General features: G+C 71.7%; 26 protein-coding genes. 18 read left to right on the forward strand and 8 right to left on the reverse strand.

The window, feature by feature from the left end:
- Window positions 1-66 precede the first annotated feature (66 nt).
- The 3 genes from ACZ42X_RS10630 to ACZ42X_RS10640 form a co-directional block, all read right to left on the reverse strand.
- The gene (locus tag ACZ42X_RS10630; RefSeq protein ID WP_468286755.1) at window positions 67-945 is read right to left on the reverse strand and encodes a Yip1 family protein; all 879 of its coding nucleotides are present in this window, start codon (window positions 943-945) and stop codon (window positions 67-69) included.
- 201 nt (window positions 946-1146) lie between these two features.
- A complete protein-coding gene (locus tag ACZ42X_RS10635; protein WP_468286757.1) occupies window positions 1147-3408 on the reverse strand; it encodes a heterodisulfide reductase-related iron-sulfur binding cluster in 2262 nt (753 codons plus the stop codon).
- Between the two features lie 84 nt (window positions 3409-3492).
- Entirely contained in the window at window positions 3493-4038 is a 546-nt protein-coding gene (locus ACZ42X_RS10640) for a sugar transferase (protein ID WP_468286758.1), read from the reverse strand.
- Window positions 4039-4289: 251 nt separating this feature from the next.
- Here ACZ42X_RS10640 and dnaK point away from each other — a divergent pair, with 251 nt between their 5' ends.
- From dnaK to ACZ42X_RS10665, 5 genes are all read left to right on the forward strand, one after another.
- Window positions 4290-6137: a molecular chaperone DnaK gene (gene dnaK / locus ACZ42X_RS10645; RefSeq protein ID WP_361426203.1), complete on the forward strand. Its 1848-nt coding sequence runs from the start codon at window positions 4290-4292 to the stop codon at window positions 6135-6137.
- Window positions 6134-6877, forward strand: a complete 744-nt coding sequence (grpE, locus tag ACZ42X_RS10650; protein WP_468286761.1) for a nucleotide exchange factor GrpE — start codon at window positions 6134-6136, stop codon at window positions 6875-6877. The genes dnaK and grpE overlap by 4 nt, the downstream gene beginning before the upstream one ends.
- A gap of 30 nt (window positions 6878-6907) precedes the next feature.
- Window positions 6908-8089: a molecular chaperone DnaJ gene (dnaJ, locus tag ACZ42X_RS10655; protein ID WP_468286763.1), complete on the forward strand. Its 1182-nt coding sequence runs from the start codon at window positions 6908-6910 to the stop codon at window positions 8087-8089.
- A gap of 1 nt (window position 8090) precedes the next feature.
- Window positions 8091-8543 (forward strand): heat shock protein transcriptional repressor HspR, encoded by a 453-nt coding sequence (locus ACZ42X_RS10660; protein WP_361426194.1) that lies wholly within the window; start codon window positions 8091-8093, stop codon window positions 8541-8543.
- Between the two features lie 71 nt (window positions 8544-8614).
- Window positions 8615-9229, forward strand: coding sequence for a DUF4232 domain-containing protein (locus ACZ42X_RS10665; protein ID WP_468286767.1), 615 nt, complete (start codon window positions 8615-8617; stop codon window positions 9227-9229).
- Between the two features lie 38 nt (window positions 9230-9267).
- Here the strand turns inward: ACZ42X_RS10665 and ACZ42X_RS10670 are convergent, their stop codons facing one another.
- Window positions 9268-10248 carry a helix-turn-helix transcriptional regulator gene (locus tag ACZ42X_RS10670; RefSeq protein ID WP_468286769.1) on the reverse strand — a complete coding sequence of 327 codons (981 nt, stop codon included), beginning with the start codon at window positions 10246-10248 and terminating at the stop codon, window positions 9268-9270.
- A gap of 131 nt (window positions 10249-10379) precedes the next feature.
- Here ACZ42X_RS10670 and ACZ42X_RS10675 point away from each other — a divergent pair, with 131 nt between their 5' ends.
- Both ACZ42X_RS10675 and ACZ42X_RS10680 read left to right on the forward strand, forming a co-directional pair.
- On the forward strand, window positions 10380-10661 hold the full coding sequence (locus tag ACZ42X_RS10675; protein ID WP_468286770.1) for a hypothetical protein: 282 nt from the start codon (window positions 10380-10382) through the stop codon (window positions 10659-10661).
- A complete protein-coding gene (locus ACZ42X_RS10680; RefSeq protein WP_073756807.1) occupies window positions 10658-10975 on the forward strand; it encodes a Rieske (2Fe-2S) protein in 318 nt (105 codons plus the stop codon). Before ACZ42X_RS10675 ends, ACZ42X_RS10680 begins: the two co-directional genes overlap by 4 nt.
- Before the next feature lie 106 nt (window positions 10976-11081).
- Here the strand turns inward: ACZ42X_RS10680 and ACZ42X_RS10685 are convergent, their stop codons facing one another.
- Window positions 11082-11495, reverse strand: coding sequence for a pyridoxamine 5'-phosphate oxidase family protein (locus ACZ42X_RS10685; protein WP_468286774.1), 414 nt, complete (start codon window positions 11493-11495; stop codon window positions 11082-11084).
- 142 nt (window positions 11496-11637) lie between these two features.
- Here ACZ42X_RS10685 and clpB point away from each other — a divergent pair, with 142 nt between their 5' ends.
- Entirely contained in the window at window positions 11638-14223 is a 2586-nt protein-coding gene (gene clpB / locus ACZ42X_RS10690; RefSeq protein ID WP_468286777.1) for an ATP-dependent chaperone ClpB, read from the forward strand.
- Between the two features lie 25 nt (window positions 14224-14248).
- On the opposite strand, the gene ACZ42X_RS10695 is transcribed toward clpB, so the two are convergent.
- On the reverse strand, window positions 14249-14695 hold the full coding sequence (locus tag ACZ42X_RS10695; protein ID WP_468286780.1) for a hypothetical protein: 447 nt from the start codon (window positions 14693-14695) through the stop codon (window positions 14249-14251).
- A 106-nt stretch (window positions 14696-14801) separates the two neighbouring features.
- On the opposite strand from ACZ42X_RS10695, the gene ACZ42X_RS10700 reads away from it, so the two are divergent.
- On the forward strand, window positions 14802-15344 hold the full coding sequence (locus tag ACZ42X_RS10700) for a type III secretion system chaperone family protein (protein WP_468286783.1): 543 nt from the start codon (window positions 14802-14804) through the stop codon (window positions 15342-15344).
- Window positions 15345-15348: 4 nt separating this feature from the next.
- Here the strand turns inward: ACZ42X_RS10700 and ACZ42X_RS10705 are convergent, their stop codons facing one another.
- Together ACZ42X_RS10705 and ACZ42X_RS10710 are read right to left on the reverse strand one after the other, a co-directional pair.
- The gene (locus tag ACZ42X_RS10705; RefSeq protein ID WP_468287488.1) at window positions 15349-16428 is read right to left on the reverse strand and encodes a hypothetical protein; all 1080 of its coding nucleotides are present in this window, start codon (window positions 16426-16428) and stop codon (window positions 15349-15351) included.
- A gap of 261 nt (window positions 16429-16689) precedes the next feature.
- Window positions 16690-17901, reverse strand: a complete 1212-nt coding sequence (locus tag ACZ42X_RS10710; RefSeq protein WP_468286786.1) for a pyridoxal phosphate-dependent aminotransferase — start codon at window positions 17899-17901, stop codon at window positions 16690-16692.
- A 68-nt stretch (window positions 17902-17969) separates the two neighbouring features.
- Between ACZ42X_RS10710 and ACZ42X_RS10715 the strand changes: the two genes are divergently transcribed.
- The 9 genes from ACZ42X_RS10715 to ACZ42X_RS10755 all read left to right on the forward strand — a co-directional run bounded on the left by ACZ42X_RS10715 (window position 17970) and on the right by ACZ42X_RS10755 (window position 25100).
- Complete coding sequence (locus ACZ42X_RS10715) at window positions 17970-18311, forward strand: hypothetical protein (RefSeq protein WP_468286789.1); 342 nt, start codon at window positions 17970-17972, stop codon at window positions 18309-18311.
- A 94-nt stretch (window positions 18312-18405) separates the two neighbouring features.
- A complete protein-coding gene (locus tag ACZ42X_RS10720) occupies window positions 18406-18618 on the forward strand; it encodes a hypothetical protein (RefSeq protein ID WP_468286792.1) in 213 nt (70 codons plus the stop codon).
- Window positions 18619-18939: 321 nt separating this feature from the next.
- Entirely contained in the window at window positions 18940-19476 is a 537-nt protein-coding gene (locus ACZ42X_RS10725; protein ID WP_361426161.1) for a DUF2617 family protein, read from the forward strand.
- 35 nt (window positions 19477-19511) lie between these two features.
- Complete coding sequence (locus ACZ42X_RS10730; RefSeq protein WP_468286796.1) at window positions 19512-21107, forward strand: polyamine aminopropyltransferase; 1596 nt, start codon at window positions 19512-19514, stop codon at window positions 21105-21107.
- A gap of 33 nt (window positions 21108-21140) precedes the next feature.
- Window positions 21141-21971, forward strand: a complete 831-nt coding sequence (locus tag ACZ42X_RS10735) for an SRPBCC family protein (RefSeq protein WP_468286799.1) — start codon at window positions 21141-21143, stop codon at window positions 21969-21971.
- A 10-nt stretch (window positions 21972-21981) separates the two neighbouring features.
- A complete protein-coding gene (locus tag ACZ42X_RS10740) occupies window positions 21982-22800 on the forward strand; it encodes an aldose epimerase family protein (protein ID WP_468286802.1) in 819 nt (272 codons plus the stop codon).
- A gap of 59 nt (window positions 22801-22859) precedes the next feature.
- A complete protein-coding gene (gene pyrE / locus ACZ42X_RS10745; RefSeq protein WP_355359927.1) occupies window positions 22860-23408 on the forward strand; it encodes an orotate phosphoribosyltransferase in 549 nt (182 codons plus the stop codon).
- A 188-nt stretch (window positions 23409-23596) separates the two neighbouring features.
- Window positions 23597-24619 carry a class II fructose-bisphosphate aldolase gene (gene fbaA / locus ACZ42X_RS10750; RefSeq protein ID WP_361426154.1) on the forward strand — a complete coding sequence of 341 codons (1023 nt, stop codon included), beginning with the start codon at window positions 23597-23599 and terminating at the stop codon, window positions 24617-24619.
- Window positions 24620-24686: 67 nt separating this feature from the next.
- On the forward strand, window positions 24687-25100 hold the full coding sequence (locus tag ACZ42X_RS10755; RefSeq protein ID WP_361426151.1) for a DUF3151 domain-containing protein: 414 nt from the start codon (window positions 24687-24689) through the stop codon (window positions 25098-25100).
- The last annotated feature ends 28 nt before the right edge of the window (window positions 25101-25128 follow it).

Here is a 25128-nt window from a genome sequence, read left to right on the forward strand (position 1 = left end):
GCCATCGAAAAGGCCCCCGCCGGTCGCGGCGGGGGCCTTTCGCGTACGTACGCGCCCTCAGAGCAATCAGAACGTGCCCAGCTTCAGCAGCGACAGCAGCGCCACCAGCTGGATCGCCGACGCGCCCAGCGCCTTCGGCCACGGCAGGTCGTGCGACGTGCGGACCATCGAGGTGAACAGCGCGCCCGCCGCCAGCCAGGACAGCCAGCCGATGACCTGGACCAGGGCGTTCTCGCCGCCCAGGAACATCGCGAACAGCAGCCGGGGCGCGTCCGTCATCGACATGATCAGCATGGAGAGGCCGATCGTCGGCTGCCAGGCCCCGTCGCCGCCCAGCTGGCGCGCCAGGGTGTGCGTCACGGCGCCCAGGATCAGGCCGCCGATGACGAAGATGACGCCGGTCACCAGGACGGACGGGATCGCCGTCGACAGCGTCGCGTTGATCGCCTCCTCGCGCGCCTGGTCGAAGCCGAAGAGCGCCAGCAGGCCGTAGACGAACGTGACGATGAGGGCCGGGGCCCAGACGGCGTGGTCGCGCATCTGCAGGAACGTCGGTCCCGGGCGCATCACGATGCCGCTGAGCAGCTGCTTCCACGGCAGGCGCGGGCCCGCGGGCGCGGCGGCGGGGGCCGCTCCGGCCTGGTAGGTGGCGCCGTCGCCGTAGTCGCCGTACTGCGCGTACTCGGCGTCGTGGATGCTGAAGGCGCGCGTGTGGCCCGGTTGGTTGGCCGCGTACGGGTCGTGCGGCGCCTGGCCCGGCCCTGTGGGGACCTGCTGCTGCGCGTAGGGGTCGCCGAAGTACTCCGGCTCCCCGTACGGCTGCGGCGCCTGCTGCTGCCCGTACGGGGGCGGCGGCGCACTGCCGTACGGCGCCTGCTGCGGCGCCTGCGGGTGTTGTTGCGGGGTGCGGTTGTCCCGGCCGCGTCCGATCCTGAATCCAGCCACGTCACCGAACGTACCCGGTCCCGTCGGCTCCGGCGTCCGGGGTGGGGGCGAAAGGCGCCTTTGCTGCGGAGCTGTGACATCCCCTAAGGGGTCCCCGACAGCCCCCCGAAGGCCCTCAGGGGCCCGGAGACGGACCCGGAGACGCGAACGGCCGGGACCGCCCGAAGGCGGTCCCGGCCGTTCGCCGTGTACGTACAGCCGCTACTTCACCGGCTCCGGCTCGGGGTCGGCGGCCGGCTCCTCCGTGTCCTCCACGGGCTTCTTGACGGAGTCCAGCAGCAGCTGGGCCACGTCCACCACCTGGAGGGACTCCTTGGCCTTGCCGTCGTTCTTCTTGCCGTTCACGGAGTCCGTGAGCATCACGAGGCAGAAGGGGCAGGCGGTGGAGACGATGTCCGGGTTGAGGGACAGCGCCTCGTCGACGCGCTCGGTGTTGATGCGCTTGCCGATCCGCTCCTCCATCCACATCCGCGCGCCGCCGGCGCCGCAGCAGAAGCCCCGCTCCTTGTGGCGGTGCATCTCCTGCTGGCGCAGGCCCGGGACGGCCGACATGATCTCGCGCGGCGGCGTGTAGACCTTGTTGTGGCGGCCCAGGTAGCACGGGTCGTGGTAGGTGATCAGACCGTCGACCGGCGTCACCGGGAGCAGCTTGCCCTCGTCGATGAGGTGCTGGAGCAGCTGCGTGTGGTGGATGACCTCGAACTCGCCGCCCAGCTGCGGGTACTCGTTCGCGATCGTGTTGAAGCAGTGCGGGCAGGTCGCGACGATCTTCTTCGACGCCTTGGGCTTCTTCGTCGAAGGCTCGTCCTCGTCCTCGCCGAACGCCATGTTCAGCATCGCCACGTTCTCCTGGCCGAGCTGCTGGAACAGCGGCTCGTTGCCCAGGCGGCGGGCGGAGTCACCGGTGCACTTCTCGTCGCCGCCCATGATCGCGAACTTCACGCCCGCGATGTGCAGCAGCTCCGCGAAGGCCTTGGTGGTCTTCTTGGCGCGGTCCTCCAGGGCGCCGGCGCAGCCGACCCAGTAGAGGTAGTCGACCTCGGAGAGGTCCTCGACGTCCTTGCCGACGATCGGGACCTCGAAGTCGACCTCCTTGGTCCACTCGACGCGCTGCTTCTTGGCGAGACCCCAGGGGTTGCCCTTCTTCTCCAGGTTCTTGAGCATCGTGCCGGCCTCGCTCGGGAAGGCGGACTCGATCATCACCTGGTAGCGGCGCATGTCGACGATGTGGTCGATGTGCTCGATGTCGACCGGGCACTGCTCCACGCACGCGCCGCAGGTGGTGCAGGACCACAGCACGTCCGGGTCGATGACGCCGTTCTCCTCCAGCGTGCCGATCAGCGGGCGCTCGGCCTCGGCGAGGGCGGACGCCGGGACGTCGGCGAGGGCCTCGGCCGACGCCTTCTCCTCGCCCTCCATCGTCTTGCCGCCGCCGGCCAGCAGGTACGGCGCCTTGGCGTGCGCGTGGTCGCGCAGCGACATGATGAGGAGCTTGGGCGAGAGGGGCTTGCCCGTGTTCCACGCGGGGCACTGCGACTGGCAGCGGCCGCACTCGGTGCAGGTGGAGAAGTCGAGGATGCCCTTCCAGGAGAAGTGCTCGACCTGGGAGACGCCGTAGACGTCGTCCTCGCCCGGGTCCTCGAAGTTGATCTCCTTGCCGCCGGACGTCATCGGCAGGAGCGCGCCGAGGGCGGTGGAGCCGTCGGCGTTCCGCTTGAACCAGATGTTGGGGAAGCCGAGGAAGCGGTGCCAGGCCACACCCATGTTGGTGTTGAGCGAGATCGTGATCATCCAGATGAAGGAGGTCGCGATCTTGATCATGGCCACGAGGTACGTGAGGTTCTGCAGCGTCGAGACGCTCAGCCCCTTGAAGGCCAGGACCAGGGGGTACGAGGCCCAGTACCCGGCCTCGTAGTGCTCGACGTGGTGCAGGGCGCCTTCCAGGCCGCGCAGCGTCATGATCGAGAGGCCGACGACGAGGATGACGGCCTCGACGAAGTACGCCTGCCAGGTGATGGAGCCGGCGAAGCGGGACTTGCGTCCCGGCCTGGTCGCCTTGCTCAGCTGGCGGATGGCGATCAGGACCACGATGCCCACGACCGTGAAGGTGCCGAGGGTCTCGACCCAGAGCTCCCACGGCAGCCAGTCGCCGATCACCGGGAGCAGCCAGTCGGCCTGGAACAGCTGGCCGATGGCGTTGGCGATGGTCAGGAGCAGGCCGAAGAAGCCGACCGCCACCCCCCAGTGCGCGATGCCGACGATGCCCCAGCGGTTCATCCGGGTGTGGCCGAGGAACTCCCGGACCAGCGTGATGGTGCGCAGCACGGGGTCGTTGGTCCGGGTCCCGGCGGGTACGGGCTGGCCGAGCATCACGAAGCGGAAGATCTGCAGGATGGCGCGGCCGAACAAGGCGACGCCGACCACGATGAGGGTCAGCGACACGATGATCGCGGCGAGTTGCATGGGGGCTCCTCGGGCCTGCGAGGGTGGGAGAAACTTAGGTACTACTAAGCGGTAACTTATTCAGTTCGAGCTGAGCGTACCCACTTATTCCGCCGCACTGTAGCCGCGCACGCGGTGATCTGCGTCGCTCGCCCGCCCCCTGGGCGCGAGGGCCCGCAGCAGCAGTGCCAGGTCCAGTCCGAGCCAGTGGTGCTCGACGTAGTGCTGGTCGAGCAGGAGCGGCTCGTCCCAGGGGAGCGCCGAGCGCTGCCGCCGCCGCAGCTGGGCGAGGCCGGTGAGGCCGGGGCGGACGCTCTGCCGCCAGGCGGCGGCCGCGCCGGGGGCGCCGGGCGGGAGGGGTTCGGGGCCGACGAGGGACAGGTCGCCGCGCAGCACGTGGGGCAGCTGGGACAGCAGGCGCAGGCGGCGGTGGGGTGTGGCCAGGTGGCGCAGGGTGAAGGGGCGGCCCGCCAGACCCGTTCTCGTCTCGCGTACGACGAGGCCGCCGGCGGGTCTTCGTGCGGCGACGGCGAGGGCGGCGGCGGCGAGCAGGGGTGCCGCCAGGGCCAGCAGGGCGGAGCCGAGGGCCAGGTCCAGCAGGCGCTTGGGGCCCGGGTCCGGGAGGCGTGGGGGATGCAGGGGTCGTCGCATGGCGGGCACCCGACCGTTCCAGGAAAGCGCGGCTTGCGCGGCTTTTGTCACCTTCCCTGAACAATCGCATGGTCCGGTATGGCCTGGGTAGAGCATGCCGGTATGCGGCGGGTCGGGGCGTCGGTCACGCGCGGTGCTTGCGCATAAGCCCTCGATAAAAGTTGAGCCGCTGCGACTCAGGTCTGTTGACTCGGTACGACCGGTCATGCATCCTTGAGCCTGTTCCACTCAAGTCAGCTGGAGGAATCGAAATGGCACGTGCGGTCGGCATCGACCTGGGCACGACTAACTCCGTCGTCAGCGTTCTGGAAGGCGGCGAGCCCACCGTCATCACCAACGCCGAGGGTGCCAGGACCACGCCGTCCGTCGTCGCCTTTGCCAAGAACGGCGAGGTGCTCGTCGGCGAGGTGGCCAAGCGCCAGGCGGTCACGAACGTCGACCGGACCATCCGGTCCGTCAAGCGTCACATGGGCACCGACTGGAAGATCGAGCTCGACGGGAAGAACTTCAACCCGCAGCAGATCTCCGCGTTCATCCTGCAGAAGCTGAAGCGGGACGCCGAGGCCTACCTGGGCGAGAAGGTCACGGACGCGGTCATCACCGTCCCGGCGTACTTCAACGACTCCGAGCGCCAGGCCACCAAGGAGGCCGGCGAGATCGCGGGCCTCAACGTCCTGCGCATCGTCAACGAGCCGACGGCCGCGGCCCTCGCGTACGGCCTCGACAAGGACGACCAGACGATCCTCGTCTTCGACCTCGGTGGCGGCACCTTCGACGTCTCGCTGCTGGAGATCGGCGACGGCGTCGTCGAGGTGAAGGCCACCAACGGCGACAACCACCTCGGTGGTGACGACTGGGACCAGCGCGTCGTCGACTACCTGGTCAAGCAGTTCCAGTCCGGCCACGGCGTGGACCTGTCCAAGGACAAGATGGCCCTCCAGCGCCTCCGCGAGGCCGCCGAGAAGGCCAAGATCGAGCTGTCCTCGTCCACCGAGACCTCGATCAACCTGCCCTACATCACGGCGTCCGCCGAGGGCCCGCTGCACCTGGACGAGAAGCTCACGCGCGCCCAGTTCCAGCAGCTGACCGCGGACCTGCTGGAGCGCTGCAAGGTCCCGTTCCACAACGTCATCAAGGACGCCGGCATCGCGCTGTCCGAGATCGACCACGTCGTCCTCGTCGGTGGCTCCACCCGCATGCCGGCCGTCGCCGAGCTCGTCAAGGAGCTGACCGGCGGCAAGGAGGCCAACAAGGGTGTGAACCCGGACGAGGTCGTCGCCATCGGCGCCTCGCTCCAGGCCGGTGTCCTCAAGGGTGAGGTCAAGGACGTCCTGCTGCTCGACGTCACCCCGCTGTCCCTCGGCATCGAGACCAAGGGCGGCATCATGACCAAGCTCATCGAGCGCAACACCACGATCCCGACCAAGCGGTCCGAGATCTTCACGACGGCTGAGGACAACCAGCCGTCGGTGCAGATCCAGGTCTACCAGGGCGAGCGCGAGATCGCGGCGTACAACAAGAAGCTCGGCATGTTCGAGCTGACGGGCCTGCCGCCGGCTCCGCGCGGCGTCCCGCAGATCGAGGTCTCCTTCGACATCGACGCCAACGGCATCATGCACGTGACCGCGAAGGACCTGGGCACGGGCAAGGAGCAGAAGATGACCGTCACCGGCGGCTCCTCGCTGCCGAAGGACGAGGTCGACCGGATGCGCCAGGAGGCCGAGCAGTACGCGGAGGAGGACCACCGCCGCCGCGAGGCCGCCGAGACCCGCAACCAGGGCGAGCAGCTCGTCTACCAGACCGAGAAGTTCCTCAAGGACAACGAGGACAAGGTCCCGGGCGAGGTGAAGACCGAGGTCGAGTCCGCGCTCGAAGAGCTCAAGGAGAAGCTGAAGGGCGAGGACACCGCGGAGATCCGCACCGCCACCGAGAAGGTCGCGGCCGTCTCCCAGAAGCTCGGCCAGGCCATGTACGCCGACGCCCAGGCCGCGGGCGGGGCCGCCGGTGCCGGTGAGGCTCCGGGTGCCGCCCAGGGTGCCGACGACGACGTCGTCGACGCCGAGATCGTCGACGACGAGAAGCCGAAGGGGGCCGCATGACGGAGGAGACCCCGGGCTTCGAGGAGAAGCCCGACGTCCCCTCTGGCGCCGCCACTCCCGACGACGCCGCCGAAGCCGCCGAGGCCACGTCCGCCGCGGGCTCCACGAGCCCCGCGGACGACGGCCCGGCGGCCCCGGCCGGGGACGTACACGCACAGGCCGCCGGCCTGACGGCCCAGCTGGACCAGGCCCGCACCGCGCTCGGCGAGCGCACCGCGGACCTCCAGCGGCTGCAGGCCGAGTACCAGAACTACCGCCGCCGCGTCGAGCGCGACCGGGTCGCGGTCAAGGAGATCGCCGTCGCGAGCCTCCTGACCGAGCTCCTGCCCGTGCTGGACGACATCGGCCGCGCTCGTGAGCACGGCGAGCTGGTCGGCGGCTTCAAGTCGGTGGCCGAATCGCTGGAGACGGTCGCCGCCAAGATGGGCCTGCAGCAGTTCGGCAAGGAGGGCGAGCCCTTCGACCCGACGATCCACGAGGCGCTCATGCACTCGTACGCGCCGGACGTCACCGAGACGACCTGCGTCGCGATCCTGCAGCCCGGGTATCGGATCGGCGAGCGGACCATCCGGCCCGCGCGCGTCGCGGTCGCCGAGCCCCAGCCGGGCGCGGCGCCCAAGGAGACGGGCACCGCCGGGTCCGACGCGGCCAAGGACTCCGCCAAGGAGTCGGCCGCGAAGGAGACGGCGCAGGAGAACAAGTCCGCCGACGAGGAGAGCGGTGGCCCCGAGGAGGGCTGACGCCATGATCGTCCGAGAGGAGGGACGTCGATGAGCACGAAGGACTTCGTCGAGAAGGACTACTACAAGGTTCTCGGCGTCCCCAAGGACGCCACCGAGGCGGAGATCAAGAAGGCGTACCGGAAGCTCGCCCGCGAGTTCCACCCGGACGCCAACAAGGGCGACGCCGCCGCCGAGGCCCGCTTCAAGGAGATCTCCGAGGCGAACGACGTCCTCGGCGACCCGAAGAAGCGCAAGGAGTACGACGAGGCACGCGCCCTCTTCGGCAACGGCGGCTTCCGGGCCGGCCCCGGCGGCGCCGGCACCTTCAACTTCGACCTGGGCGACCTCTTCGGCGGCGCCCAGGGCGGGGGCGGCGGTGCCGGCGGCTTCGGCGGCGGGCTCGGGGACGTCTTCGGCGGCCTGTTCGGCGGTGGCGCCCGGCCCGGCGCCGGCGCGCGGACGCAGCCGCGCCGGGGCCAGGACATCGAGACCGAGGTGACGCTCAGCTTCACCGAGGCGGTGGAAGGGGCCACGGTCCCGCTGCGGATGTCCAGCCAGCAGCCCTGCAAGGCGTGCTCCGGCACGGGCGACAAGAACGGCACCCCGCGCGTCTGCCCCACCTGCGTCGGCACCGGCCAGGTGTCGCGCGGCACGGGCGGCGGCTTCTCGCTCACCGACCCCTGCCGGGACTGCAAGGGCCGCGGCCTGATCGCGGAGAACCCCTGCGAGGTCTGCCACGGCAGCGGCCGCGCCAAGTCCTCGCGCACCATGCAGGTCCGCATCCCGGCGGGCGTCGCCGACGGGCAGCGGATCCGGCTGCGCGGCAAGGGCGCGCCCGGCGAGCGGGGCGGCCCGGCCGGCGACCTGTACGTGGCGGTGCACGTGGACGCGCACCCGGTCTTCGGCCGCAAGGGCGACAACCTCACCGTCACGGTGCCGGTCTCGTACGACGAGGCGGCGCTCGGCGGCGAGATCAAGGTCCCGACCCTCGGCGGGCCGCCGGTCACGCTGAAGATCCCGGCCGGTACGCCCAACGGCCGTACGATGCGCGCCCGGGGCAAGGGCGCGGTGCGCAAGGACGGTACGCGCGGGGACCTGCTCGTCACCGTCGAGGTGGCGGTGCCCAAGGACCTCAACGACAAGGCGCGCGAGGCCCTGGAGACGTACCGTCAGGCGATGGCGGGTGAGGATCCGCGAGCTGAGCTGTTCCAGGCCGCGAAGGGGGCTTGAGATGGACGGACGTCGACGCAATCCGTACGAGCTGACCGATGACACCCCGGTCTACGTCATCTCGGTGGCGGCCCAGCTGAGCGGGCTGCACCCGCAGACGCTGCGGCAGTACGACCGGCTCGGGCTGGTCTCGCCGGACCGTACGGCGGGCCGTGGCCGGCGCTACTCCGCCCGCGACATCGAGCTGCTCCGCCAGGTGCAGCAGCTGTCGCAGGACGAGGGCATCAACCTGGCCGGCATCAAGCGGATCATCGAGCTGGAGAACCAGGTCGCCGCGCTCCAGTCCCGGATCGCCGAGCTCAGTGCGGCGGTCGAGGGCGCGGCGGCGGCGATGCGCCAGCGCGAGGCCCAGGTGCACGCCTCCTACCGGCGCGACCTCGTGCCATACCAGGACGTGCAGCAGGCGAGCGCGCTGGTGGTGTGGCGTCCGGCCGCCAAGCGCGGCGAGCAGTAACAGAGGCGAGCGGTAACACCCTTCCCCAAGGGCCCCCTTCGGCGTACGGAGGGGGCCTTTAGGCTGTCCGGATGCGTACCCGAAGATGCCTTCCGGTGGCGGCCCTGGTGGCCCTCGCGGCCCTCCTGGCGGCCTGTGACGACGAGAAGGGTGCGGCACCCCTGCCGGTCCGTACGACGGCGTCTCCGGCGCCCTCGGTGCCCCGGCCGATCCCGCTGCCGGACCAGCTGCCGTCCGCGGCGCCGGAGGCGGCCGCCCCGTGCCCCGAGTCCGGCGTGCGGGTCTCCGCGGGGATCGTGAGCGCCGCCATGGGGGTGCGGGGCATGGGGGTGACGCTGCTCAACTGCGGTACGGAGCCGTTCGAGGTGAGCGGCTACCCCGCGCTCGACGTCCTCGACGCGCAGCGGGAGAAGCTCGACGTCACCGTACGGCTCGGCTCGAACCTGGACACCAGGGCGCGGCCCTCGGCGTTCGTGCTGCGGCCCGGTGAGCGGGCCGAGGCGTCGGTGATGTGGCGCAACACGGTGACCCGTACGGACGTCGTGGCGACGAGCGGCGCGTACCTGCGGGTGACGCCCGCACCCGGCGTCGCGCCGCAGACCGTCGCGCCGGGCGACGGCGGCCCGCTGGACCTCGGCAACACCGACGCGATCGAGACCACCGCGTGGGCGAGGCCCGCCGGCTGACCGGGCACCGGCCGGCCACGGGTCGGGTCGACCGCCCGTCAGTCGCCGTGCTCCAGGATGCCCGACTGGGCGATGAGGTAGCCGAGTTGCGCCCGGCTGCCGCTGCCGAGCGCGGACGCCAGTTTGGCGATGTGCGCCCGGCAGGTGCGTACGTTCATGCCGAGGCGCCGCGAGATCGCCTCGTCCACGTGCCCCTCCACCAGCAGTTTGGCGATGGAGCGCTGGACGCCGCTGATGCCGTGGGGGTGCGGCTCGTAGGTGACGGGCTTCTCCAGGGGGATGGCCTGGAGCCAGAACTGTTCGAAGACGCCGACCAGGTACTCCACGAGGCCGGGGTGGCGCAGCTCCAGGGCGACCTGGCGGTCGCGGCTGGCGGGCACGAAGGCGACCTTGCGGTCCACGATGATGAGCCGGTCGATGATCTCCTCCAGCGTGCGCACCTCCACCTCGGGCCCGATGCGCTCCAGGTAGGCCAGGGTGATGGGCTGGTGGCGCGCCGTGTGCTGGTAGAGGGTCCGCATCTTGATGCCCCGGCCCAGGAGCGGCCGGACCCGGCGCAGCGCCTCGCCGAAGGTCTGGGCGCTGCGGCCGCTGCCGGGCTGTACGGTCAGCAGCTCCACCGAGCAGTCGGCGACGGCGCGGTCCAGGCTGGCGTTGATGCGCTTCAGCCCTTCCAGCACGCTGATGGCGTGGGTGGTCGACGGCATCTGGGCGCTGACGGCCATGAATGGCTCGAAAGCGTCGGCGAGGGCGACGGTGAGCCGTCTGCGCTCCTGTATTTCCTTCTCTATCGGGAGTATCAGGTGGGCCAGCGCCGTGGACGGCGGCACGGGCCGCAGCCACTGCGCGTCGTCGGGGTCCGGTCGCAGCAGGTCCAGGTCGAGGAGACACGGGGCCGGCGCGACCTCGGCACGCGCGATGCGCCCGGCGCGAAGAGCGTCCGCGTAGAGCTGGGAACCCGTCTCGCAGAGCTCGAAGTGACTATGGGGATGTCCGTGTCCATCCCGATCCGGTTGCATATGTACACCCCCAGGCTTTTTCCGATTCAGGAACATGATGCATTGAGCCAGTGGTGAAAGCGTGGGGAGTGAGTCATCGTCATAACTGCGGGGGAGCGGGATGAATTACCGTCAAGTGAGGTTGCTCGGTCATGGCCAAGAAGCTCATACACGCCGTTGCCGGCGTCGCGCTCTTCGCTGCTGCGGGGGTGGGAATCGCGGTGTCCGCCGAGGACCCCGGTTGGGGCGCGGGGACTCCGCACGTCGCCGAGGCCCTGGACCCCGGTTGGGGTGGGACGACTCCGCTCGCCGCTGAAGCCCTGGACCCCGGTTGGGGTGCGAAGGCTCCGCTCGCCGCCGAGGCGCAGGACCCGGGCTGGGGTGCCGCTCCGGCCGCCGCCAATGATCCCGGCTGGGGGTCCGCGGGCGCATGAACGTTCCCGACGACTCGCGCTTCCGACGCGAGATGGCGTCGGCCTACCGCTCCGGGTGGCATTTCATCGACCTCGTCACGGCCGTGCCGCACAGTGGCGATTCGTTGATGGTCACCCTCTTCGGTGAGCCGATCGTCATCACGCGGGGCGACGACGAGGACATTCGCGCCTACCGCTGCCTGCGCCGCCCCCGCGGGGCCCCACAGCCCGTCCGGTGCGCCATCCGCTACGGCATGATTTTCGTCAACCTCGACCAGCGTGACCACCAGCTCGTCGAGCCGGAGACCACCACCGCCACCCCCCGCAGCGCCTGAGCGGTTCCCCCGTCGTTGCAAATCGCTCAGGTGCTTCCCCCACACAGCGGCACCATCGTGACCTGAACACGATGGTGCCGCTGTGCTTTTGTACGGGTACGTCCGGTCAGGTCCGGCCCATGGCGCGCGTGAGCGCGATCTCGATGACGACCCGGTCCGGGTTGGGCGCGGGCGTGCGGCCGTAGCGCTCCGCGTACCGGGCGACCGCGTCCGCGACGGCGTCCGGCTCCGTACGGATCCGGGCCACGCCCTCCAGCGTCGCCCAGCGCCCCTTGTCGACCTGGCACACCGCCACCCGCGCCCCGTCGGCGCCCGCCGCGAGCACGTTGGCGACCTTGCGGCTGTGCTTGTTGGTGATCACCCGGGCGATGCCCTTCTCGCCGCCCTCCGGGTCGTACGTCACACCCACCGCGACGACGTGCGGTGTGCCGTCCGGGCGGGGCGTGGTGAGCGTGGACATGTGGTACTCGCGCCAGAAGCCGAGGTACGAGTCGCCGGGGTTGCGGGGGTCTATGGCCATGGGCCGGAACCTACCGGGGACGGGTTCCACGAGCCAGCTTGAGTGGAATAGACTCAACTTTATGTACGCTGGATGAGTCATATAGCTGGGTCGTACAGGCGTAAGTCATACAGGCCGGGCCCCGAAGGAGGAGAAGTCACCCGTGGACGCCGAGCTGACCAACCGGAGCCGGGACGCGCTCAACGCGGCCACCAGCCGCGCCGTGTCCGACGGCCACCCCGATCTGACCCCCGCGCACGTGCTGCTCGCACTGCTGGAGGGCCAGGACAACGAGAACATCATCGACCTGCTCGCCGCCGTCGACGCCGACCAGGCCTCGTTGCGCGCGGGGACCGAGCGGCTGCTCGCCGCCCAGCCCAGCGTCACCGGCTCCACCGTCGCCCCGCCGCAGCCCAACCGCGAGCTGCTCGCGGTCGTCGCCGACGCCACGCAGCGCGCCAAGGAGCTCGGCGACGACTACGTGTCGACCGAGCACCTGCTGATCGGCGTCGCCGCCAAGGGCGGCCAGGCCGGCGAGCTGCTGGAGCGCCAGGGCGCCGGGGCGCGCAAGCTGCTGGACGCCTTCGAGAAGGCGAGGGGAGGACGCCGCGTGACCACAGCGGACCCGGAGGGCCAGTACAAGGCCCTGGAGAAGTTCGGCACCGACTTCACGGCCGCGGCCCGGGAGGGCAAGCTGGACCCGGTCATCGGCCGGGACCAGGAGATCCGCCGCGTTGTACAGGTGCTGTCCCGCCGCACCAAGAACAACCCCGTGCTCATCGGCGAGCCCGGCGTCGGCAAGACCGCCGTGGTGGAGGGCCTCGCCCAGCGCATCGTCAAGGGCGACGTCCCCGAGAGCCTGAAGAACAAGCGGCTGGTCGCGCTCGACCTCGGCGCGATGGTCGCGGGCGCGAAGTACCGCGGTGAGTTCGAGGAGCGGCTGAAGACCGTCCTGTCCGAGATCAAGGCGAGCGACGGCCAGATCATCACCTTCATCGACGAGCTGCACACGGTCGTCGGCGCGGGCGCCGGCGGCGACTCCGCCATGGACGCGGGCAACATGCTCAAGCCCATGCTCGCCCGCGGCGAGCTGCGCATGGTCGGTGCCACCACCCTCGACGAGTACCGCGAGCGCATCGAGAAGGACCCGGCCCTGGAGCGCCGCTTCCAGCAGGTCCTGGTCGCCGAGCCGAGCGTCGAGGACACCATCGCCATCCTGCGCGGGCTCAAGGGCCGGTACGAGGCCCACCACAAGGTCCAGATCGCCGACGCGTCGCTCGTCGCGGCCGCGACCCTCTCGGACCGCTACATCACCTCGCGCTTCCTGCCGGACAAGGCCATCGACCTCGTCGACGAGGCCGCGTCCCGGCTGCGCATGGAGATCGACTCCTCGCCCGTCGAGATCGACGAGCTCCAGCGTGCCGTCGACCGCCTGCGCATGGAGGAGCTCGCGCTCAAGAACGAGTCCGACCCCGCCTCCGTCCAGCGCCTGGAGAAGCTGCGCCGCGACCTCGCCGACCGCGAGGAGGAGCTGCGTGGCCTGACCGCCCGCTGGGAGAAGGAGAAGCAGGGCCTCAACCGCGTCGGTGAGCTCAAGGAGAAGCTCGACGACCTGCGCGGCCAGGCCGAGCGCGCCCAGCGCGACGGGGACTTCGACACCGCCTCCAAGCTGCTGTACGGCGAGATCCCGGCGGTCGAGCGGGAGCTGGAGGCGGCCACCGAGGCCGAGCAGGAGGCCGCCGGGGACACCATGGTCAAGGACGAGGTCGGCGCCGATGACATCGCCGACGTCGTCGCCTCCTGGACCGGCATCCCGGCCGGGCGCCTGCTGGAGGGCGAGACGCAGAAGCTGCTGCGGATGGAGGACGAGCTCGGCCGCCGCCTGATCGGCCAGACCGAGGCCGTACGGGCCGTGTCGGACGCGGTCCGCCGCACCCGCGCGGGGATCTCCGACCCCGACCGGCCCACCGGATCGTTCCTCTTCCTCGGCCCCACCGGCGTCGGCAAGACCGAGCTGGCCAAGGCGCTCGCCGACTTCCTCTTCGACGACGAGCGGGCCATGGTCCGCATCGACATGAGCGAGTACGGCGAGAAGCACAGCGTCGCCCGGCTCGTCGGCGCGCCCCCCGGCTACGTCGGCTACGAGGAGGGCGGCCAGCTCACCGAGGCGGTGCGCCGCCGCCCGTACAGCGTGGTGCTGCTGGACGAGGTGGAGAAGGCGCACCCGGAGGTCTTCGACATCCTGCTGCAGGTCCTCGACGACGGCCGCCTGACCGACGGCCAGGGCCGGACGGTCGACTTCCGCAACACCATCCTCATCCTCACCTCCAACCTGGGCAGCCACTTCCTGATGGACCCGGTCACCCCGGAGGAGCAGAAGAAGGAGCAGGTGCTGGAGGCCGTCCGCGCCTCCTTCAAGCCGGAGTTCCTCAACCGCCTCGACGACATCGTCGTCTTCTCGGCCCTCGACCGCGAGCAGCTCGCCCACATCGCGCGCATCCAGATCGGCCGCCTGGCGGCCCGCCTCGCCGAGCGGCGCCTCACTCTGGACGTCACCCCCGCGGCCCTGGACTGGCTCGCCATCGAGGGCTTCGACCCGGCGTACGGCGCCCGCCCGCTGCGCCGCCTGGTGCAGACGGCGATCGGCGACCGCCTCGCCAAGGAGATCCTCGCGGGCGAGGTCAGGGACGGCGACACGGTCCGCGTCGACCGCACGGACGACGGGCTGGTGGTCGGAGCGGTGCGGTAGTCCCGGCTCCGGCTCCGGCGCCGTGTCAGGTGCCGTGGGCGAAGAGGCGTACGAGGGCGGTCTCCCCGTCCTCGTACGTCAGCTTCACGCTCACCGACGAGGGGTCCGCGTGGCTGTAGTCGACGTCCCGGCACAGGTCCGTGTCGCAGGGCTCGGACGGCTGCGCCGTCGGCCAGGTCGTCGCGATCCAGGCCTCCGCCCCGGCACGCTCCATCCGGAACTCGGCCCTGACGTAGGTGTCCTGCCCGTGGGCGCCCGAGCAGCGGGCGTCCCGGGCGCCCTCGGGCAGGGCGCCCTTGGCGTAGGCCATCGCCTTGTCGCACGGCACCGGCCGCTCCCGGCCGGACTCGCTGAGGGAGTACGCGCCCCACGCGAGGCAGCCGGCCGGCAGCCCCAGGACCGCCAGCAGGGCCAGGCATATCCACAGCCAGTGCCTTCCGCGCTTCTCTTCTTTTCCGCTCTTCCGCGTCATGAGCACGGAATCATGTCAGCCCGCAGCGGATCGCCGCCGTCCGCGCTTGCCACCTCCGGGCGGGGATGGGAGAGGATGGCCGCAATCGTACGAAGGGAAATTCACGGTGAGCATCGACCCGTCCTCGATTCCGAATTTCGGGGGCCAGCCCCAGCCGCAGCAGGCCGCAGGACCGGCGGGCCCCGTCGTCCCGGACCAGGATCTCGTCAAGCAGCTCCTCGAGCAGATGGAGCTGAAGTACGTCGTCGACGACGAGGGCGACCTCGCGGCGCCGTGGGAGGAATTCCGCACGTACTTCATGTTCCGCGGCGAGGCCGACCAGCAGGTCTTCTCGGTGCGGACCTTCTACGACCGGGCGCACCCGGTCGAGAACAAGGAGAAGATCCTCGAGACGATCGACGACTGGAACCGCCGCACCCTGTGGCCGAAGGTCTACTCGCACCTGCACGAGGACGAGCAGGGCGGCGCCACCGTCCGGCTCATCGGCGAGGCGCAGATGCTGATCGGCACCGGGGTGAGCCTGGAGCACTTCGTGCAGTCGACGGTCAGCTGGGTGCGGGCGTCCATCGAGTTCGACAAGTGGCTCGTGGAGCAGTTCGGCCTGGAGGGCGCCGAGGGCGCCGAGGGCCCGGACGGGGGCGCCGAATAGGCCCTCAGAGGGCCATGGTGGCGAGCGTCAGCACGTACGTCCCGTAGGCGAACGACAGCCCGGCCAGGGCGGCGGTCACCACGACCGCCGCCCCCGGCCGGGCTTTTCGCAGCGCGTACGCCACCGGCACCAGCAGCGGGAACGCCGGCAGCAGGAAGCGCGGCTTCGACTCGAAGAACCCGGAGCCGCCGACCGCGATGACCACCAGCACCGCCGTGTAGACGACGAGCGGCAGCGGCGGCCGGTCCAGCAGGAACAGCGCGAAGAGCACCACCGCGACCGCCGTCAGCGCCAGCGCCATCGTGAAGCCCAGGTCCATGGGGCGGGTGACGACGGTGCGTACGAAGCGCAGCGTTCCGGCCCCGAAATCGAACCGCGAGGTCCAGCCGGCCTGCACCGCGAAGTACCCGCCCAGCGGGTCGCCGCGGCGCGCGCCCACCCACAGCACGTAGCCCGCCCAGCCGGCCGGGGCCAGCGCGGCCCCCGCCCACACCCGCCAGTCGGTCCGGTTCCGCGCGTCCCGCACCAGCGCCCAGGCGGCCGTCACGACCACCGCCGCCGCGACCGCGACCCCGTTCGGGCGCGCCGCACCCGCGAGGGCCGCGAGCGCGCCCGCCCACAGCCACCGCCGGGTCAGCACGGCGTACAGCGACCAGGCCGCGAAGGCGGTCATCACCGGCTCCGTGTACGCCATGGACAACACGATCGAGTGCGGCAGCAGCCCCCACAGCCCGACCAGCGCGGTGGCCACGCCCCGCCCGTACAGCCGCTCGCCGATCCGGAAGATCCCCCAGGCGGCCGCGCCCGCGGCCGTCCAGGAGACCAGCAGCCCGGCGGTGCCGCCCGCGACCGGCAGGACGGCCGTCACGGCCCGGACGAGCCCCGGGTAGAGCGGGAAGAACGCCAGGTCGGACTGGACCGCGCCGTCCGGCCAGTACAGCGTCCTGCCGTAGCCGTGGGCGGCGATCCGCAGGTACCAGTCGGAGTCCCAGGAACCGGCCAGCAGCGCGCGCGGCGAGCGGCCGGTGTGCCAGGCCCACAGCGCCATCACCAGCATCCCGGTCAGCCGGGCGGCGGCGAACATCCCCAGCGCGGGCGCGGCGCGGTGCAGCGCGGCGAGGGGCCGCCACGCCACGCTCGGCGCGCCGGGGCGGAAGGTCTCGGCGGACGTCTCGGCGGACAGGGTGCACCTCCGTGCGCGGGATGGTTCACCCCGACCCTGTGCGGAGCGCGGCGGCGGCGCGAGCGCAGGGGACCCGCCCGGGTGGTCGCCTCCCCGGGCGGGGTGCCCGCGCGCGTGTCGCCGTGACAGCGGCGCGACGGGCCGCTAGGGCCCCCTGGGCCCCTAGGAACCCTGGAGCCCCTTGAGCCCCCGGAGCCGGTCCGCCGCCTCGCGGAGCAGACGCTCCGACTTGCAGAACGCGAACCGCACGTGGGCGCGGCCCGCCTCCGGGTCGTCGTAGAAGACCAGCGTCGGCACCGCCACCACGCCGCACCGCTCCGGCAGGCTCCGGCAGAAGGCCAGGCCGTCCTTCTCGCCGAGCGGGGTGATGTCGGCGGTGATGAAGTACGTGCCCTGCGGCCGGAAGACCCCGAACCCCACCTCCGCGAGCGACCCGGCGAGCAGGTCCCGCTTGGCGCGCAGGTCCTCGCGCAGACCGGTGAAGTAGTCGTCCGGCAGGCGCAGCGCCTCGGCGACGGCGTACTGGAAGGGGCCCGAGCTCACATAGGTGAGGTACTGCTTGGCGGTGCGGACGGCCGTCACGAGCGGGGCGGCCGCGGTCACCCAGCCGACCTTCCAGCCGGTGTACGAGAACGTCTTCCCCGCGGAGGACAGGGTCACGGTCCGCTCACGCATGCCGGGGAAGGTCGCGATCGGCACGTGCTCGGCGGTGTCGTAGACGAGGTGCTCGTACACCTCGTCGGTGACGACGAGCAGGTTCCGCTCGACGGCGAGCGCGGCGATGGCGGCGAGCTCGTCGCGGGTGAGGACGGTGCCGGTGGGGTTGTGCGGGGTGTTGAGCAGGATGAGGCGCGTGCGGTCGGTGACCGCTCTCCGCAGCTCGTCCAGGTCGAGCGTGAACCGGTCCCCGGACGGCCGCAGCGTGACCGGTACGCGCGTGCCGCCCGCCATCGCGATGCAGGCCGCGTACGAGTCGTAGTACGGCTCCAGCGCGATCACCTCGTCGCCCGGCTCGACCAGCGCCAGCAGCGCGGCCGCAATGCCCTCCGTGGCGCCGGCCGTGACCAGGACCTCGGTGTCGGGGTCGTACGCCAGGCCGTAGCGGCGGAGCTGGTGCTCGGCGACGGCGGTACGCAGCTCGGGGACGCCGGGGCCGGGCGGGTACTGGTTGCCGCGCCCGTCGCGCAGCGCGCGCACCGCCGCTTCCCGGACCTCTTCGGGGCCGTCGGTGTCGGGGAAGCCCTGGCCCAGGTTGATGGAGCCGGTGCGGGTGGCCAGCGCGGACATCTCCGCGAAGATCGTCGTGCCGAAGGGGGCGAGGCGGCGGTTCAGCAGGGGGCGCGGCGAACGCGGCGGCAGTGTCATGACGGCCATCCTGAGCCGAACCTCTGGAGTGGCTCAAGTCTGCTTTCAGCGGCGCGTGGCCGGGGGATCCCCCCGCCATGGAAGCATTCCTGTATGCGGCGGCGGTCGTCGCCATCGTGAGCGGTGTGGTGCTGGCGGTCCACAGGTCCGAGGAGAGGGTCCAGCGGATCCGCGACATCGACAGCGGCAGCTGGTGGGCGGGCGACAGCCCGTACGTGCCGAAGCCCACGCCCCCCTCGTCCAAGCCGGAGAAGCGGAAGGCGTCGAAGTCGTCGAAGTCCTCCAAGTCGTCCAAGGCGTCGCGCTCGTCGTCCGGCTCTTCGTGCTCCTCCTCCAGCTCCTCGTGCTCGAGCTCCTCGTCCTGCTCCGGCTCCTCCTGCGGCTCGTCCTGTGGCGGCGGCGGGGGCGGGTGCAGCTGAAACCTCTGGACTTGCTCAATTCCGATTAGCGCGCGTGACGGCGGGGGCATCCCCCAGTCACGTACGACACACGGGGGAAAGGAAACCGATGGGCATGGCTTCGATCGTGTTCGGGGTGGTCGTGATAGCCGCGGTGGTGCTGGTCGCCGTGGCGGGCGGTGGCCGCAACCGGCATCGGCCGCGGCGCTCGCGCCGCGGCGGCAACAGCTGGTGGGCCGGCGGCGGCAGCGGGTCCGGTGGTGGCGGCGGCTGGTCCTGCGGCGGCGGCTCCTCCTGCGGTGGCGGGGGCGGTGGCGGAGGCGACTGACACGGGGCAGTCGGTCCGCGACACCACGGAAGGAGCCCGGCGCCGTCAACTCACGCCGGGCTCCTTCGCGTTGACCGTTTGTAGGGTCTCTCGGTCCGTTTATGTTGAACAGTTGAACCGTCAGGCCCCCCAAGGGATGGAAACCACGGCAAGTTGGGTAAAACCGCTGTGAGTCACTCGCAGTTCATGATTCCCTCGCTGTCGAAACCATCCAGCCCTCGGACCTCGCGCGTGGACCCCGAGGCAGAGACGCCCCAGTCCCTCCGAGGCCTCCGGGACGCCCCCGGTCCACCCGTCAAACCGTGTTTGCGGAGCCGACCCATGCTCACGACGCTCACCACCGCGTATACCGACACGCGCGCCGCCGACCTGGCCTGGGCGCTGGGGCGCGAGGCGCTGCCGGCCCTTGCCGTGCTCGATCTCGAACTCGACGGCGCCACGATTCAGTTGAGACTCCTCGGCGCCTCGCACCAGGTGCTGCTGGAGGAGGAGCGGGGCAGCTGCTCGGAGACCGTGGCCTGCATGCCGGGCAGCAGCACGCCGCTGCCGCTCGGCGTGGCCAAGCGGATCGGCGCGTGGGAGTACGAGTTCGCCGCCCGCGTCGAGACGCTGTCCGAGGGCTCGTTCGCGGGGCGCGCGCAGGAGCTGCTCGCGCTCGTGGCGGACCACCCCCACGGCCTCGCCGGTACGTTCCCGGGCTCGCCGCACGCCTTCACGGCGATGCTGGCGCAGCGGCACGAAGGCCAGGTGCGGTGGCGCACCTGGCACGCGTACCCGCAGGAGGGGCAGCTGGTCGTCACCAGGACGAGTGTCGGCGTCCGTATGCCTTCACAGGCGGAAGTCCACCCGTGTGGGTGACAAGAGGTCACTATGACGGGACGTAGCGTTATGGCGTGATCGAAGCGCCGTCCGCCTCCCGTGCTGCAGGGCCGCCGCCCGCGCGGGCCGCGGCGGCCCTGCCCCTGCGGCAGCGCGCGGGACGGTTCCTGGTGCTGTTCGCCGTCTTCGTCTGCGCCGCCTGCGGGCTGGTGTACGAGCTGGAGCTGGTCGCCCTCGCCTCGTACCTCATCGGGGACTCGGTCACCCAGGCCTCGGTCGTGCTCTCCGTGATGGTCTTCGCGATGGGCGTGGGGTCGCTGCTCGCCAAGCGGCTGCGCTGCCGCGCGGCGGTCGGCTTCGGTCTCGTCGAGGCCGCGCTGGCGCTGGTCGGCGGCTGCTCGGCGCTCGTGCTGTACGCCGCGTTCGCGTGGGCGGGAGGGTCGCGGGAAGCGCTCGTGGCGTTCTCGCTCGCGATCGGCGTGCTGATCGGCGCCGAGATACCGCTGCTGATGACGCTCATCCACCGGATCTCGCACCGCCCCGAGCAGGATCCGGGCGGCACGGTCGCGGACCTCTTCGCCGCGGACTACGTGGGCGCGCTCGTCGGCGGGCTGGCGTTCCCCTTCCTCCTGCTGCCGTGGCTGGGGCAGTTGACGAGCGCGCTGCTCACCGGCGCCGTCAACGTGGTCGCGGGCGGGGCGCTGGTGCTGTGGCTGTTCGGACGCGACCTGACGGGCCGAGAGCGGTGGCTGCTGGCCGTCGCCAACGTGCTGGTCCTGGCGGTGCTGGCGACCGCGGCCGCGCTGGTCGACGACTTCGAGCGGGCGGCCCGGCAGGCGGTGTACGGCGAGCGGGTGCGGGTCGCCGTCCAGACGGGCGTCCAGGAGGTGGTGCTCACGGGCGCGGCGGACGAGCCGCCGGAGCTCTTCCTGGACGGGCGGCTGCGCGTCAGCGGGCACGACGAGCGGCGCTACCACGAGGCGCTGGTCCACCCGGCGATGCGCGGGCGGCACGGGCGCGTGCTGATCCTCGGCGGGGGCGACGGACTGGCGCTCCGCGAAACCCTGCGGTACGCGGACGTCGAGGCGGTGACGGTCGTCGAGCTGGACCCGGGCGTCGTGCGCCTCGCCCGCACGGACCCGGCCCTCGCGCGGCTCAACGACCGCGCGTACGCCGACCCGAGGGTGCGGGTGGTGTACGCCGACGCGTTCCGCTGGCTGCGCGAGGCGGCGGAGCCGGGGGCGTACGACGTGGTGCTGTCGGACCTGCCGGACCCCGGCATCACCGCCTCCACCAAGCTCTACTCCCAGGAGTTCTACGGCCTGGCTGCGCGGGCGCTCCGGGACGGCGGGCGGCTCGCCGTCCACGCGGGGCCGTCGGCGTCCCGGCCGCACACCTACTGGACGGTGGACGCCACCCTGCGCGCGGCCGGCTTCACGACCCGGCCGTACTGCGCCGAGGGCCGGCGCTCCGGCTTCGCCGCCGGGCCCGACCGCTCCGCGGGCGGCGGGGGAGCGCCCGGCGACTGGGGGTTCCTCCTCGCGGCGGTGTCCGGCCCGCCGCCCTCGCCGGGCACACCGCCCGGGCACTGCGCGGTGCTCCGGCAGGCGGGCGCCCCGGCGGGGGACCTGCCGCCCTCCACACTGGTGCACCCGCGGTACGCCGAGTGACGTGAGCGCCGGGCGTCGGTAGGCTCGGCTCCCATGGAGCATGAGGTGTTCGTTCCGGTCACCGTGCAAGCCGTCCGCGAGGTGCTGGCGGACCCCGCCCGCGTCGCCCGCTGCGTCCCAGGGCTCCAACAGGACGCTGACGCGTCGGCCGGCCCGCTGACGGGCCGCCTCAAGGTGCGCGCCGGCGGGCACTCGATCACCTACCGCGGCACCCTGCGCGTCACCGAGCAGGAGGACGGCGCGTACGCCGTCGAGGGCGAGGGCACGGAGGTCCGCGGCTCCGGTTCGGTGAAGCTGGCCATGACGGTGCGTCCGACGGAGGACGAGGGCGGCACGACCCTCGCCATCACCGGCACCCTCCGGGCGGACGGCCGCCTGGCGGAACTCCCCGCCGACGCGACGGCCGCCACGGCGCACCGCCTGCTGGACCGTTTCGCCGAGTCCCTGGCGAACACCGCCACGGCCCCCGACTGGTCGGCCGCACCGGAAGAGGACGACGTCGACGACGACGGGGTCGACCAGGGCGCCGAGACACGGCTGTACGACACCCCCGTGCCCCCCTCCGCGCTGGAGTCCCTGGACGACGCGGACGACGCGGACGACGCGGACGACGTGGACGCCGGGGACGCGTTCGGACCGGACGAGCCGCCCGCCGAGGCCGCGCACGCGCGGCGGACCATGATCGGGCGCAGCGCCGAGGAAGTCGACCACTCCCCGCCGCGCGGGCGTTACGCGCCCACGCCCGGTCCGGAGACCGCGTCGGCCACCGCGACGCTGCGCTGGCTGGCCCCCGCCGCCGCGCTCGCGCTCGCCTCCGCCGTGGTCGCGGGGCGGGCGCTGCGGCGCCGGAGCCGGCGGAAGTAGTGTCGGTGGCGTGACTGACGTGACCAGTAGCAGCGCCGAGAGCGCGCGCGTCCGGCTCGTGGCCGGAGACGCGGAGTTGACCGTCCGCCCGGACATCGGCTGCCGTATCGAGAGCCTCCGCATCGCCGGCACGGAACTGCTCCGGCAGGGCGAGCGGTACGGCTCCTTCCCGATGGTGCCCTGGTGCGGGCGGGTCGCGAACGGCCGCTTCCTCAACGGCGCGACGCGCCATCAGCTGCCCCTCAACTCGCCCCCGCACGCCATGCACGGCACCGGACGCGACACCGCCTGGCACACCGTCCGCGCCGACAAGACGGAGGCGGCGTTCACGTACGACCTCGCCGAGCCGTGGCCGTACCCGGGGCGGGTCACCCAGACCTTCGAGCTGACCGAGGACGCGCTGACCCTGCGGCTCGGCGTCGAGACGTACGGCGACTCCTTCCCAGCGCAGGCCGGCTGGCACCCCTGGTTCCAGCGCACCCTCGACGGCGACGGCGAGGAGGTGCGCCTCGACTTCGCCGCCGCCTGGCAGGAGGAGCGCGGGGACGACCACCTGCCCACCGGCCGGCGGATCGACCCGCGCCCCGGCCCGTGGGACGACTGCTTCGCCATGCCCGACGGCGTCGACGTCACCCTGACCTGGCCCGGACGCCTGGAGCTCAAGGTCACCAGCCGCGCCGAGTGGGTGGTCGTCTACGACGAGCAGGAGGCCGCCGTCTGCGTCGAGCCCCAGTCGGGCCCGCCCAACGGCCTCAACACCCATCCGCGCCTGGTCACGCCCATCGACCCGCTGGAGATCGAGTCCACCTGGACCTGGCGACGGCTGTGAACCCGGCGGTGAGCGACGGGCGTGAGCAGCGGTGACCGGGGGCGCTTAAGCTCGTGGGCATGACTGACGTACGTGCCGAGCTGCTGCAGCAGATCAAGGACAAGGCCGTGGTGCACGGCAAGGTGACCCTCTCCTCGGGTCTGGAGGCCGACTACTACGTCGACCTGCGCCGGATCACCCTGGACGGCGCCGCCGCACCGCTCGTGGGTCAGGTCATGCTCGATCTGACCGCTGACCTCGACTACGACGCGGTGGGCGGTCTCACCCTCGGCGCCGACCCGGTCGCCACCTCGATGCTGCACGCGTCCGCCGCCCGCGGCCGGCAGCTCGACGCCTTCGTCGTCCGCAAGGCGGCCAAGGCGCACGGCATGCAGCGCCGCGTGGAGGGCCCGGACATCAAGGGCCGCCGCGTCCTCGTCGTCGAGGACACCTCCACCACCGGCGGCTCGCCGCTCACCGCCGTCGAGGCGGTCCGCGAGGCCGGCGCCGAGGTCGTCGCCGTGGCGACGATCGTCGACCGGGCCACCGGCGCGGCCGAGAAGATCAGCGAGACGGCGGGTGTGCCGTACCTCTACGCGTACGCCCTCGACGAGCTCGGTCTCGCCTGACGCCTTGCCTGGCGTATCTGACCTGCGGTCTTGCCGAGGGGCGGTCTGTTTCACGTGAAACAGACCGCCCCTCTCGGCACGCGCCGGTGGAGCCCGGGCCTCCGTCTGGGATGATGAGTGCGACGATGACGTCGCCCCCAGGTCAGGGATAGCAACGAACGCAACCGCACATCACAAGGAGCGGACAGATGCCCATCGCAACCCCCGAGGTCTACACCGAGATGCTCGACCGGGCGAAGGCAGGCAAGTTCGCCTACCCGGCCATCAACGTCACCTCGTCGCAGACTCTGCACGCGGCCCTGCGCGGCTTCGCGGAGGCCGAGAGCGACGGCATCATCCAGATCTCGACCGGTGGTGCTGAGTTCCTGGGCGGCCAGTACAGCAAGGACATGGTCACCGGCGCGGTCGCCCTGGCCGAGTTCGCGCACATCGTCGCCGCGAAGTACGACATCACCGTCGCGCTCCACACCGACCACTGCCCGAAGGACAAGCTGGACGGCTACGTCCGTCCGCTGCTCGCCCTGTCCGCCGAGCGTGTCGCCAAGGGTGAGAACCCGCTGTTCCAGTCCCACATGTGGGACGGCTCCGCCGAGACCCTCGCCGACAACCTGGCCATCGGCCAGGAGCTGCTCGCGCAGGCCGCCGCCGCCAAGATCATCCTTGAGGTCGAGATCACCCCGACCGGCGGCGAGGAGGACGGCGTCACCCACGAGATCAACGACGAGCTGTACACCACCGTCGACGACGCCATCCGCACCGCCGAGGCCCTCGGCCTGGGCGAGAAGGGCCGCTACCTGCTGGCCGCCTCCTTCGGCAACGTCCACGGCGTCTACAAGCCGGGCAACGTCGTGCTCCGCCCTGAGCTGCTCAAGGACCTCCAGGCGGGCGTCGGCGAGCGGTTCGGCAAGGCCAACCCGTTCGACTTCGTCTTCCACGGCGGCTCCGGCTCCACGCAGGAGGAGATCTCCACCGCGCTGGAGAACGGCGTCGTGAAGATGAACATCGACACGGACACCCAGTACGCCTTCACCCGTCCGGTCGCGGACCACATGTTCAAGAACTACGACGGTGTGCTGAAGGTCGACGGAGAGGTCGGCTCCAAGAAGACCTACGACCCGCGCACCTGGGGCAAGCTGGCCGAGGCGAGCATGGCCAAGCGCGTCACCGAGGCGTGCGCGGCGCTGCGCTCCACCGGCACCAAGCTGAAGTAACCACCCGCACAACCGTCCAACAGGCCCGGCATCGCCCACGCGGTGCCGGGCCTGTGACACTAGGGGCATGTCCCTTCACGAGAACCTGCTGGGCGGCCCGCCGCCCACCCACCTGCCCGACGACCCCGAGCCGCGCGAGCTGCTGGCGTCCGGTGCCGCGCCCGCCGATGTCGCCGCCAAGTACCCGGTGTCCTCGCTGGCGTGGGCCCAGCTCGCCGACGACGCGTTCGAGGCCGGCCGGGTCGTGGAGTCGTACGCGTACGCCAGGACCGGCTACCACCGCGGCCTGGACGCCCTCCGCCGCAACGGCTGGAAGGGCCATGGCCCGGTGCCGTGGGAGCACGAGCCGAACCGGGGCTTCCTGCGGGCCCTGCACGCCCTGGCGCGCGCCGCGCAGGCGATCGGCGAGCAGGAGGAGTACGAGCGCTGCTCGACGTTCCTGCGCGACTCCTCGCCCCTCGCGGCGGACACCCTCGGCTGAGGCCGCCTTCGGGGACCCTCGGGGCCCC

The sequence above is a fragment of the Streptomyces sp. NPDC030862 genome (genome assembly GCF_055571835.1).